The sequence below is a fragment of the Pantoea alfalfae genome, from assembly GCF_019880205.1.
In the GTDB taxonomy this organism is placed as follows: domain Bacteria; phylum Pseudomonadota; class Gammaproteobacteria; order Enterobacterales; family Enterobacteriaceae; genus Pantoea; species Pantoea alfalfae.
In genome coordinates this window covers 2,935,183-2,947,592 of sequence record NZ_CP082292.1, presented here as the reverse complement: position 1 = coordinate 2,947,592, position 12,410 = coordinate 2,935,183, and the positions used below count along the sequence as shown (strand labels likewise).

The 12,410-nt window shown below is 56.7% G+C and carries 10 protein-coding genes; 5 read left to right on the top strand and 5 right to left on the bottom strand.

Going from position 1 to position 12,410, the window contains the following annotated elements; translation table 11 throughout:
* Positions 1–128 precede the first annotated feature (128 nt).
* Positions 129–446: a KPN_00521 family repetitive protein gene (locus K6R05_RS13875; RefSeq protein WP_161732039.1), complete on the top strand. Its 318-nt coding sequence runs from the start codon at positions 129–131 to the stop codon at positions 444–446.
* Between the two features lie 64 nt (positions 447–510).
* Here K6R05_RS13875 and K6R05_RS13870 read toward each other — a convergent pair whose 3' ends face one another.
* Positions 511–1,749, bottom strand: coding sequence for an AI-2E family transporter (locus tag K6R05_RS13870; RefSeq protein ID WP_222924376.1), 1,239 nt, complete (start codon positions 1,747–1,749; stop codon positions 511–513).
* Positions 1,750–2,101: 352 nt separating this feature from the next.
* Between K6R05_RS13870 and K6R05_RS13865 the strand changes: the two genes are divergently transcribed.
* A complete protein-coding gene (locus tag K6R05_RS13865; RefSeq protein WP_222924375.1) occupies positions 2,102–2,431 on the top strand; it encodes a hypothetical protein in 330 nt (109 codons plus the stop codon).
* Positions 2,432–2,445: 14 nt separating this feature from the next.
* Here K6R05_RS13865 and K6R05_RS13860 read toward each other — a convergent pair whose 3' ends face one another.
* On the bottom strand, positions 2,446–6,207 hold the full coding sequence (locus tag K6R05_RS13860; RefSeq protein WP_222924374.1) for an NAD(P)-binding protein: 3,762 nt from the start codon (positions 6,205–6,207) through the stop codon (positions 2,446–2,448).
* 579 nt (positions 6,208–6,786) lie between these two features.
* On the opposite strand from K6R05_RS13860, the gene K6R05_RS13855 reads away from it, so the two are divergent.
* Entirely contained in the window at positions 6,787–7,479 is a 693-nt protein-coding gene (locus tag K6R05_RS13855; RefSeq protein ID WP_161732047.1) for a DUF421 domain-containing protein, read from the top strand.
* Here the strand turns inward: K6R05_RS13855 and K6R05_RS13850 are convergent.
* Positions 7,476–8,228: a GNAT family N-acetyltransferase gene (locus tag K6R05_RS13850; RefSeq protein WP_161732049.1), complete on the bottom strand. Its 753-nt coding sequence runs from the start codon at positions 8,226–8,228 to the stop codon at positions 7,476–7,478. The two genes, K6R05_RS13855 and K6R05_RS13850, sit on opposite strands and share 4 nt — an antisense overlap.
* Before the next feature lie 188 nt (positions 8,229–8,416).
* Here K6R05_RS13850 and K6R05_RS13845 point away from each other — a divergent pair, with 188 nt between their 5' ends.
* A complete protein-coding gene (locus K6R05_RS13845; RefSeq protein ID WP_161732051.1) occupies positions 8,417–8,623 on the top strand; it encodes a hypothetical protein in 207 nt (68 codons plus the stop codon).
* Between the two features lie 65 nt (positions 8,624–8,688).
* On the opposite strand, the gene K6R05_RS13840 is transcribed toward K6R05_RS13845, so the two are convergent.
* On the bottom strand, positions 8,689–9,882 hold the full coding sequence (locus tag K6R05_RS13840) for a zinc-dependent alcohol dehydrogenase (protein ID WP_161732053.1): 1,194 nt from the start codon (positions 9,880–9,882) through the stop codon (positions 8,689–8,691).
* 150 nt (positions 9,883–10,032) lie between these two features.
* On the bottom strand, positions 10,033–10,623 hold the full coding sequence (locus K6R05_RS13835) for a hypothetical protein (RefSeq protein ID WP_161732055.1): 591 nt from the start codon (positions 10,621–10,623) through the stop codon (positions 10,033–10,035).
* A 363-nt stretch (positions 10,624–10,986) separates the two neighbouring features.
* On the opposite strand from K6R05_RS13835, the gene K6R05_RS13830 reads away from it, so the two are divergent.
* On the top strand, positions 10,987–12,273 hold the full coding sequence (locus tag K6R05_RS13830) for an HAAAP family serine/threonine permease (protein WP_161732057.1): 1,287 nt from the start codon (positions 10,987–10,989) through the stop codon (positions 12,271–12,273).
* The last annotated feature ends 137 nt before the right edge of the window (positions 12,274–12,410 follow it).

The window sequence follows — 12,410 nt, the reverse complement described above, 5'->3', positions numbered from 1 at the left end:
AGCTACAGTCAGCGGCTTTTTCTGGTGAAAACTGGCCCTTTTTCATTCCTGGTTTATTCTTAAATCTTTCCTGGAAAGACTATGCCAGGATTAAAACCTACACGGCAACGATGAATACAGAGGGAATTATGAAGAAATCAATTATTGCACTGTCTGCTATTTTGCTGGCCTCGCCAGTATTTGCTGCTACCACCACAGATAACACCGTTGCGGAAGCGCATAAAGGCGCTGATACTGCGAAAGAAAAACTGCATCAGACCCAGAACGAAGGCAAAGAGCTGAAGCTGAAGTCTGAGCATGCCGCTGAAGGCAAAAGCCACACTACCGGTAGCAAGATCACCGAAGGTGCTCAGCAAGGCTGGCACAAAACCAAAGAAGGCACTGAAAAAGGCTGGGATAAAACCAAGCAGGGTGCTGAAGATCTGAAAAACAAAGCGACCAACTAAGACGCTGGTTTTCAGGTTAAAAAAGAACCCACCGGAAGGTGGGTTTTTTTATGGCTGATCCAGGTTACGCTTTGTTGTCCGCTGCCTTTCTTTTTGCGGCTTCTCTTTCCACCGCGGCTAACGCTGACACTTTGATTTCCGCTTCAGCGGCCGCATCGGCTGCAGCAGAAGCGGCTTCCGCTGCGGCTTCTGCCGCTGTCTCTGACTGTTTCTTGCCTTCTTCGATCACTTCTTCGTCAATGACTTCAATATTTTCGCGGTTGTCGCGGCCGGAGAGCAGATTCCAGCAGGCGATAAACAGAGCAGCAATGACCGGACCGATCACGAAACCGTTAATGCCGTATATTTCCATGCCGCCCAGCGTGGCGATCAGGATCATATAGTCAGGCATTTTAGTGTCTTTACCGACCAGCAACGGACGAAGGATGTTATCCACCAGACCGACAATCACCACGAAGAAACCAACCAGGAACAGCCCTTTCCACAGTGCGCCGGTGGCGAAGAAGAAGATTGCCGCAGGCACCCAGATGATAGCGGAACCGACCGCCGGAATCAGGGAGAGGAACGCCATCAGCGCGCCCCACAGCAGGCTGCCATCGATGCCGGTAAACCAGAACGCCAGCCCGCCGAGAATACCCTGCACGATACCGACCACCACAGTGCCTTTCACCGTCGCGCGCGCCACGGCAGCAAACTTTACCATCAGGTGGTGCTTCACGTAGGTGGAAAGCGGCAGCGCTTCCAGAATCAGATGCACCAGATAGGAGCCATCTTTCAGCAGGAAGAACAGCAGATAGAGCATGATGCCAAAGCCGACGGTGAAGCTGAACGTCCCTTTACCGATGATAAAGGCACTGCCCGCCACATACTGACCGCCCTTAAGCGCAAACGAGGAGAGCTTCTGCTGAATCTGTGCGGCGTTATCCAGATTATTTTCAGCCAGGAAATGCCTTGCCCAGCGCGGCAGATGCTGCAGCAGATCGGCGAACACGGACGGGAACTGCGACGAATTGGTCTGCAGCTTGTGATAGACCGCGTTGGTTTCAACCACCAGCGAGGAGGCAATAATCGCCAGTGGCGTGAAAACAATCAGGCAGATGCAGAACAGGGTAATTAACGCGGCCACGCCGTTGCGGTCACCCAGTCGGTTGCGCAACCAGGTTTTCAGCGGATGGAAAATCACCGCCAGAATCGCCGCCCATAAAATTGGCGAGAAATAGGGCGAAAGCACCTCGAAAAACGCGACGGTGGCGATAGCCAGAATTAAAATGAAAAACCCGATGTTCAATCCTTTAAAACGCATGGAGAAACCTCATCTGGAACAAACTCTGATAAACCCGACGCGCAAATTTGCTGTGTCCGGCTTCGCTTGCGCGGCTGCCTTGTCACAAATTAACGCTCAGGCTTTGCTCGTTAAATACTGCTGATGGCAGCATCATGCTGGCTAACTCTCTGAAAGGTCTGGCAGAAGTGATGAACGGGCAATGTGCGTTCGCTGCGTGACTTCCGGTCGGTAGCGGGCTGCCTCTGACTGCAGCGCGCTGAATCCTACATTAGCGTAGCGGTTTCGACCATTATTGGTAGCTCAGAGACTCATGATCTCTGTGTATGTTGCCGATAACCCTGTTAATCGGGCAAAAAACAGGCAATGAAAAATGTGTAAACAGAAAGTCTTAATGGGACTACTGGTGCTGGTGTTAACCGGCTGCGCAACCAAACACTATCCACAAGCGGCTGCGGTGACGCCGCAAGAGACAGCGACGCTGAACTGCAACGTCCTGGATCAGGAGCTGAGTAAAGCGTACAGCGTGCAGAGTGATATTGAGCAGACCGGCCAGTTTAATGCTCTGACCGTGCTGGGCTTTGTCGGGGATTTCGGACTGGGCAATGGCATTGCAAAATACAATGCCACCCGGAAAGTGGAAAAGCGGGTCACTGCGTTGCAGTCGCTGAAAGCCGCAAAGTGCAGCCAGCGTCTTTCATAACGGTCGGCGTCAGATCAGCCAAGCGTCCCTGCGCTGACATGTTGCAACTGGACATTTTCGGCCGCGCGTTTACCGGCCAGGAAGGCGTGATCCGAGTTGTAATATTCCCACTCGCTGTAACGACCCGACAGATGGATATCCTGGGTCAGCAGCCACTGGCGGATCAGCGCCACGTTATCGCTGCGCGCATGGTCATAGACCACGTAGGCGTAAGGCATATCAACCTCAGATGCGCAGAGCAGCGGATCGTCCGCGGTGATCATGCCGACCCGGATGCAATCCTGACGGCAGCGCTCAATCAGCGCATCGCCCTGAAGCGGCAGCGGATTAGCCGCGTTGTAAGTGATTTCACAGGTTAAGCCGAAGCCGCCCGGCGGATTGCAGTGCGGACTGGCATTACCCTGCACAAAAATGCGATGAAACAGCGTATCGCCAGGATAGTAAATCCAGTGTTTTTCAGTCAGGTCAGCCCGGCCAATGCCCAGATTCACACAGCGCACCGACACAAACTGCAGCTGCTGCGCCGCCAGCCGGACGCTCTCCGGCACTTCATCACCCATCAGCTTAATCAGCTCCGGCAGCGGCATGGTGCTGATCAACTGCTCATACCGGTAGTGGCGACCATCCGCCAGCAGGGCGACATGCGCCTGCGGGTAAATGCGGGTCAGGGTGGTGTCCGTTTCCAGCGTACATTTCAGGTGCGGTAAAAAGCCCGACATCAGTGCCTGGAAGCCACCGCGCAGCGGATAGCCGAAACGGGCATTTGGGCCGACCGGTTTCGCCAGCGGTTGCAGCGCACCATCAATGATCTGTGACAGATCGGGCAGCGGCACGCGTCCGCCCAGCCACGACGTTTCCATGTCGGTCAGCGGCACTTTCCACAGTTTCTGGTTATAGGGCAGGGCGAAGTGACGCGCGATGCCTTTACCCCAGGTGCGCATAATGAAATGCTGGAAATCCTCTTTGCCCTCCACGGCAGCGAGACTGCTACCCTCATCGGGGATCGCGCCATCTGCACAGCAATCCCGCCGCGCCCGCGCCCGATCCAGTGGCACGGCAGCCGCCGCGGTTTCGCCGTAACGCGCTTCGATAGCGCCCAGCACGCACTCTTTTACCACCCCGACCGGCAAGCCGTGCAGCGCTGACTGGAAGGGATAACGGGTATAAACACCGTCGCTGTAAACCCAGGCTTCGCGCGCCTGCCAGTGCAGATTGTCGCCCAGCAGCAGCTCATAGAGCTGCAACACGTAGGGATCCTGCGAGAACATGATGTGACCGGCATAGTCGAAGGTGAACCCCTGATCGTCAATCGATCGGCACCAGCCGCCGGGCGTGCTATTTTTCTCCAGCAGCACCGCGCCTTCGCCATAGTGATACCCGGCGCTCAGACCCGTCGGTCCGGCGCCAATAATCAGGCAGGGCACCGCATCGCTCTCCAGCATCGCTGGTGTGAGTGGCATGACATCAGCCTGCGCGCGGGCCTGACTGGCAGACTTCAGTGCGGGCTGACGCTGCGTCAGCGCCTGCTGGATCAGGCCATGTATCTGCTCTGCGGTGCGATCCCAGGAAGTAACATCCACTTTGGCCTGCATCCGTCCCGCCAGCGCCAGCCGTTCTGCGGCACCGATCGCCATTGCCTGTTCACAGGCGGCAATAAATTCCGCGTGCGTCTCTGCTACCGCCACTTCCTCAGCGTAGTGGCGCGCCACATCGACAATGGCAGTACTGACAATCGGCAGCTGCGCCGCCATATACTCCAGCACCTTGGTCGGGGAGATGTAGCGGGTCGAAGCATTAATGGCAAATGGCATCAGACAGACATCCCAGCCCGCCAGAAACTGTGGCAGAGCCTGATAGGGCTGCTGACCGAGCCAGTGAATATTGTCGCGCTGCGGCAGGCTGGCAGGATCAATTTTCACCACCGGTCCGACCATAATGATCTGCCATTCGGGATGGCTGTCTGCCAGCGCGGCTATCAGCGGCAGGTCGATACGCTCATCCAGCACGCCGTAATAACCCAGACGCTGCGACGGAATGGCATCCTGTAACGGATGACGATTCGTGCGATCGCGCGCCTGTTCAAAATGAATGGCATCAACACTGCTGGGGAAGCAGTAAACCTGAGCGTGTTTGTCACGCTTCGCTTCATAGAGGCTGGAGCCGCCGGTAAAGACCAGATCGGCGCGGGTCATCAGCGCAGATTCGCGCTGCTGCAGCTGGCGTGGCGCATTCTGGAAGGCTGAAAGCTCATCCATACAGTCGTAAATCACCAGTGCCGGATCAAACGGCGTCAGCAGCGGCAGTGCCATTGGCGTATAGAACCAAATCAGAGGCTGTTCGTCCTCCTCCAGCAGCGGCGTCAGCAGCAGCAGCAGTGGGGCGATCTGGCTGTCGTGAAAGCCGGGCGCGTCGCTGTCGGTGTGCGGCTGAATCACCGTGATGTTGGCGGCAGGCGTACTCTGATGCAGACCTGGTGGCCCCGCCTGCCAGACCGGCTCCTCGACAAACAGCACGCGATAGTGCTGTGCCAGTCGTGTCAGTAGCTGCTGCGGACGCTGAAAAACAAAACCCCAGCGTAAATGGCTGAAAACGATAAGAACAGGTGGTTTCATGGTGTGCTCCTGGCTGGGATGTAAGGGGAACTGGATGTGCTGCAAAAAGCGCTGCGCCTGGCGCAAGGCGTCAGCATAGGGCTGCTGTAACTGGCGGGCGTAAGGATCGGTGCCGAGTAGGTCAAGATCCCACAGGCCGCTGCGGGTCCAGAAGGTGGTCTCTTCCCACAAGGGACGATCAAGAATCGGATAGAGGCAGATGCCGAGCAGGTCCGCGCCCGCCAGCTGCGCCTGTGCAACCTGTGTGGCGATCTCACGGATCCAGGCGCCGCGTCCGCTGCCGACATGGCTGGTTTCCGCCAGCAGCAGCGGCCGCTGATAGCGCTGCCAGACCTGCAGCAGTAGCTGATGCAGCGGCTGGCGTCGGCGGTCGCCCAGATGCCAGTAAAGTCGCCGGTTTGAACCCTGTTCCCACTGGTTGTCGTGGTAGTAATTCACGCCAATCAGATCGAGATAGCGGGGTGCGCCGCCCAGTTCCGGGTTACGGCGGCCACAGAGCATGTCCCATGCCTGATACTGGGTATCACACATCTCACGCGCCAGACGGTCGCTGTCGGAATCGGCGGGATCGGGCGCGATATGGATCAGCGGATCGCAGTGCAGCACACGGGCGCGCGGATCGGCCTGCCAGATCGCATCACAGCCAGCCAGGGTAGCGCGCACCAGTTGCTGCTTGACGGCATCGGCCCGGGCCGGCTCCGGGATCGCCTCACAGGCGAACAGCCCGACCGAGATGCCCCAGCTGACAAAGGAGATCTCATTCATCGGGGAGTAGATCGGTGCCTGCTGATACCAGGGCGCCAGGAAGCGGGCCAGTGCGCCACAGAAGGCAGCGAAACGGGGGACAAAGTCGTGATCAAACAGGCTGACACCCGCGGGCCAGCCGTAGTGGCAGATTGTCCAGCTCAGCTGAATACCCTGCTGCTCTGCTGCCTGAATCCGTGCAGCGACCGTGGAGAAATCATAGCGGCCGTCGCGTTCACATAGCCGCCAGCCGACGCTTTCGCGCACCGTGCGAATGGCAAAGGGCCCCAGCGCGGCATAATCCTCTGCCGCGCGCGCCTGATGCTGGTTCAGATCGTTCATCGACAGCGCAACACCAGCCGGATTAATATGATCAGCACCTTCGTAGCCGGCCTGCCAGAAACTGGAAAAGGGCGTCATGGCATCTCCCGAAAAAAAAGCAACACGCTTCCCGCTGACGAGCCGTCGCGAAACGGGTCAGGGCGTTACAGGTATGCAAAGCAGACTGGCGATCCTTGCCATAAGTCACAGACGCTAAATTGCAGGCAACAGAGCCTGTGACGGTTTGGATGCGTGAGATAGCAGAACTAAACGTGCGGCGCTATCGGCAGGAAAAAGAGTGGCTTCTCTGAATGTTAACGAATTTTGCGGAAGCCTTACTGGAAAGTATAGGCAGGGAGGGGTTATTCGCAACTTATTGAAGTGAAAAGAAAAAAGCGCAGCGGCAAAAGTCATCCATTCAGAAACAGGAATTTTTAACTTTTGTTTATGCTGTCGGATTGATAAGCGAGGCGTGAAGAGAGTCAACACTATTTTCAGCTTTGTTAACCTTTTCCTCAACATGCAGAGCAGACAGACTTACCTGTTTTAGCGTTACTGCTTCGCTTGCCTTTTAACGGACTGGCGACAAGATTTACTTATTGCTGGCCTGAATCTGCGGGCTATTAACGGGCGGCTGGTTAAGCGGCGCGCCGCTTAAAACAGGATGTTTAACCGACTATGTTCTCATTCGACTGGCACCGTTTCTTACTTAACGACCAACCGGCCACCTTTTTGTTTGAGGTGGTGGCGCGGGTCCTGATCGCTTATCTGGTGGTTTTTACGTTTCTGAAAGTCTCAGGACGACGCGGCGTGCGTCAGCTGTCGCTGTTCGAACTGGTGGTGATCCTGACGCTGGGTTCCGCGTCCGGTGACGTCACTTTTTATGATGATGTGCCGGTGCTGCCGGTCATTATGGTGTTTGTGGTCCTGCTGACGCTCTACCGCTTCACCACCTGGCTGACGTCACACAGCCCACGCTTTTCGCGGCTGATTCAGGGCGACGTCATTACCCTGATTAAAGACGGATTGTATGTGCTGGAGAGCCTGGATCGGCTGAATATTTCTGAAGATGAGTTCTTTATGGAGTTGCGGCAGAGCGGTGTGGAACATCTGGGGCAGATCAGGCTGGCGCTGGTGGAGGTCGATGGTCAGCTCAGCCTCTATTTCTACGATGACGATGAGATGCGCGCCGGGTTAAGCGTACTGCCCCCAGAGCACCGGCAGGATTACAGCACTGTACCGATCAGCACGCTCTATGCCTGCACCCATTGCGGCCAGACGCAGATCATTAAGGCTGAGCAGCAGGCAGTCTGCCCGCGCTGTCAGCGACAGCGCTGGTCTGCAGCACTGACCGTGCGTCGGCTGCATTAATCGCCCGTATCCGCTCCGCGCTCAGAACTTGTCGCGTTTGCATCCGCCGGGTTAACGTCGGCGAAGCAGGCGCTGAGCGGGCGCTTTTGCTGTCCCCCGGCAGCGAAATTATCCGCACTCAGCCAGGCACACAGGGCGCGCTGAACATCCGGCCATTCACGGTCAATAATTGATAGCCAGTCGGTATCGCGATTACGCTGTTTACGCGTTATCACCTGACGAAAACGGCCCTCAAAGCGGAACCCCAGCCGTTCTGCTGCGCGTCGTGATGCGATGTTGGTCGAATCACAGCGCCATGCTACCCGCCGATAGCCGCGCGAGAAAGCCTGTTGCAGCAGCAGATAAATCGCCTCGCTGCCGATGACACTGCGCTGCATCAGCGGCGACCAGGTGACGTGACCGATTTCAAGCGTGCCATGTCCCGGCTCAATGCTGGCGAAGCAGACCACCCCACAGGGCTGCTGATTTGGCGAGCAGACCGTGAAGGGCACCAGGGCCTTATCCGCCACTTTATCTGCAATCCATTGCTGCATCTGCGGCAGGGAGGCGGGCCGCTTCGCGCTCAGCCAGGTCCAGTCGCGATCATCCGGTGCCAGCATAAATGCCTGCAATAGCGGTTCTGCATGATCGATGCTCAGCGGCAGGAGAAGGCAGTACTGACCCGTGAGTGGCATACAGGGGGGCCTTGTGACCGGTTGCCAGTCGGGCAGGGCCTCACCGACCGGCTGATCAAACTGATTGATGTTCAACAACATTCTCCTCAAAGAATACGGACGGTATTCCGGAAAACTTATGATGCCGGGCTGACTGGCTATCCTGAACCGCGGTTAAACCCGTCGCAGCTTGTTCCCGCTTAACACATAACTTTGCCTGTTACTGACAGAAAATGAAAACCCTTCGGGCAGCATAGCGACACCGTTACTAAAGAGGTGTGCGTATGAAAGTGAGGGCGGCCAGTGCATTACTGTTTTTACTGTTGTCATTTGGTGCATTTTCACAACAGGTGATCAGCGAAAGTCATCCTCATTCACGCAGTGCGCGACTGCTGGAACAGGGGAGTCAGGTGGATACGGCGGACTCGCCGGATGAACATCTGCTGGAGAGGCGGGAGTGGCGAAGCAGCCTGCAACGCAAGCCGTTCTGAGACGAGAGCCCCGGCGTAAAACAGCCGGGGAGCCAGGGGTTGAGCGTTACAGACCCGTTGTGAAATTATATTGTGGCCTGTGTCGCTGCCATGCCTGGCACCAGAATCACCTTGCGGCACTCCTCTTCGCGTTTGGCAAAAATATCGTAGCCGCGTGCGGCATCTTCCAGCGGCAGATGATGGGTTACAATCTCTTCCGGCGTCAGATGCCCCTGCTCAATCAGCTTCAGCAGATCCGGCAGATAAGCATGCACATGCGTCTGTCCCATTTTAAAGGTCAGCCCTTTGTCGAAGGCATCACCAAACAGGAAGCCATGAATGAATCCGGCGTAGACGCCTGGTACGCTGACGATACCGCCACGCCGCACCGCAGCAATACACTGACGCAACGCTTTACCACTGCTGCCTTCCAGCTTGAGATTGGTGAGCACGGTTTCAGTCAGGCTCCCTTTCGCCTCGAACCCGACGGCATCGATCACGGCATCCACACCGCGATTGCCGGTGCTGTGCTCGATAATCCAGCCAGCCGGGTCATCGATCTCATCGAAGTTAATCGGGATGACGCCGTAGCGATCGCGGGCAAAGTTTAAGCGGTAGTTGTTGTGGTCAATCATGTAGATCTGCTCGGCGCCCTGCTGCCGGGCGCAGGCGGCACTGAGCAGGCCAACCGGTCCGGCACCGAAAATCGCCAGGCTGGAGCCGGGTTTAACTTCGGCATTTTTGACCGCCTGCCACGCGGTGGGCAGAATGTCCGACAGGAACAGCACTTTCTCATCTGACAGTACCGACGGCACTTTAAACGGGCCGGTATTGGCTTTCGGCACCCTGACATACTCCGCCTGTCCGCCGGGCACACCGCCATAGAGCTTGCTGAAACCAAACAGCGCCGCGGGCGGCGTGATGTTCTTGCGGTTCAGAATAGCGCCCCGTCCGCTGTTTGTATTTTCACAGGCGGCATACTGGCTCATCAGGCAGAAAAAGCAGTCGCCACAGGCGATCACAAACGGAATGACTACCCGATCGCCTTTGGCGACGGCAGTCACTGCGCTGCCCGCCTCAACCACTTCGCCCATAAACTCATGACCAAAAATATCGCCATGCCCGGTGCCGGGAATTTTGCCGCGGTATAAGTGCAGGTCTGAACCGCAAATGGCGGTGGCGGTCACGCGCAGGATAATGTCATCGGCCGCTTCCAGACCCGGGTCGGGCACATTATCCACGCTGACTTTATGGGGGCCATGATACGTTAATGCTTTCATCTGTTGATCTCCTACTGACGAGGAAAGGGCAGCCAGACCAGAAGGTATGGCTACCTGCGAGGAAGACTCAGGGAATCTGAAATCGAAACCTGCCTGAAGTGTAGTAATCCTTTGAAGAGTAAGCAGAGCGGTGCTGAAGGCGGGGCGCTTTCAGACCGGCGGGCTGGGGGACGGCATCTGAGCTGTGGCGGTGTTGACGGGCAACGCATCCGGTTGCCAGCCGGTAAGATCAGCCAGTGCGCGCCGGTAAGCGGTATCGATTTGCGCCGGAACCTGTTCAATGTAGTGAAACGCGTGCTCACGTGTTTCGCCGGTAAGATTCTGCAGGTAATGTCGCGCGTCATCCAGTGTGGGGGTCAGGCCTTCGACACGCGCCATGCGGGCAGGCAGATCGGTCCAGATCAGACCTTCAATGCCTTTGGCCTGCGCCCACGTTGCCAGCGGTCCGGCTGAGCTTTCTGTCACCGTCATCATGCCGACGCCATCAACGCGGCTGTCCGGTATCCCTTCCCGAATGCGCAACGCGCGGCAGGCGCTCTCCAGAGAAGCGGTGTTCAGCCAGGCCCAGAACACCGGCACCGGGCGGGCGTTGAGACAGATCGCCGTTGATAGTTCCCCGCCGTCAGCGATGCGCACAAACTCAATTGGTACGGCAGGTCCATCATGATGCCACTGACTGGCCACCGGCAGTGCGCCAGGTTTCCAGATTAACGATCCCCATCCCAGACAGGCAATTTTCATTCTTTTCTCCTGTGTACCTGTCGGCATAATCGCGACAGCGTCAGTTAAAGCGTAGTCCGTTACGCTTAATCGTTACAGGGATCACCTTTTCAGGGGCAGTAAAACGGGCGCAAAAATGGCATGATCGCCGCGCAGTCACTTTGCACAACCTGACGGTTTTTTCAGCAATCCATGCGTGTTTATCTTCGCGGCTTGAACTTTTATCGTCAGGTAGTGTAAAAAGTGGCGCACGCAATCGATTACCTATGCGCGGGTGGATCACTTTTACGCTTCACCGATCCGTCTGCAGCTGAGGCTGAGCGGGGCATACGTTTATCTGCCTGACGGCTCAGGTTACTGGCGGCTTTTAACACGGACTATCTGATGAAAACCACGCAAACTGGCACGCTGGGCGCGCTTGAGAGTGACGTCGATACGGGATGGCGTAAAACCGACACGATGTGGATGCTGGGTTTATACGGCACCGCAATTGGAGCCGGTGTGCTGTTCCTGCCCATCAATGCCGGTGTCGGCGGGCTGATCCCACTGATCATTATGGCGGTGCTGGCCTTTCCGCTGACCTTCTTCGCGCACCGCGCCCTGACACGCTTTGTCCTTTCCGGCAAAAATCCGGCGGGTGATATTACCGAAGTGGTCGAAGAGCATTTCGGCGTCGGCGCGGGCAAGCTGATTACACTGCTCTATTTCTTCGCCATCTACCCGATTCTGCTGATGTACAGCGTAGCGATTACAAACACGGTTGAGAGCCTGATGGTGAACCAACTCGGTCTGGTGCCGCCGCCACGTGTGCTGCTGTCGCTGCTGCTGATTGTCGGCCTGATGACCATTGTGCGCTTCGGCGAGAAGATGATCGTTAAAGCGATGAGCGTGCTGGTCTATCCCTTTGTGGCGGTGCTGATGCTGATGGCCTGCTATCTGATCCCGCACTGGCATGGCGCTGCACTCTCTACCCTGAACGTTCAGCCTGCGGGCAGCAGCCTGTGGATGACGCTGTGGCTGGCGATACCGGTTATGGTCTTTTCGTTTAACCACTCACCGATCATCTCCTCCTTTGCACTGGCAAAGCGCGAAGAGTATGGCGACGCCGCTGAGAAAAAATGCTCGCGCATTCTGGCCTGCTCACACCTGATGATGGTGGTAACGGTGATGTTCTTTGTATTCAGCTGCGTGCTGAGCCTGTCGCCTGATGATCTGCACGCCGCCAAGGCGCAAAACATTACCATTCTCTCCTATCTGGCGAACCATTTTCAGGTGCCGATGATTGCCTGGCTCGGGCCGCTGATTGCCATTGTGGCGATCACCAAATCGTTCCTCGGCCACTATCTGGGAGCGCGTGAAGGGTTTAACGGTATGGTCAATAAGGCGCTGCGCAGTCGCGGTAAAACCATCGCGCCCGCCAGACTGAATCGCCTGACGTCACTCTTTATGTTGCTCACCACCTGGCTGGTGGCAACACTGGACCCGAATATTCTCGGCATGATTGAGACGCTGGGCGGGCCGGTGATTGCGATGATCCTGTTCCTGATGCCGATGTATGCGATTCAGAAAGTCCCGGCAATGCGCAGGTACAGTGGTAAAATCAGTAACCTGTTTGTGGTGCTGACAGGTCTGATTGCTATCTCCGCGATTTTCTATTCGCTGGTGAAGTAACCGATCACTCAACAGGCGCTTCTCAGCGGTATTGAGAGGCGTCTGCTGTTCGGCCCGCTACCCGTCATTTTCTCCCTGTATCGCCTCCCTGTATCGCCTCCCTGTTTTAGCCTGCCGCCACACAGCAAACCCTCTCC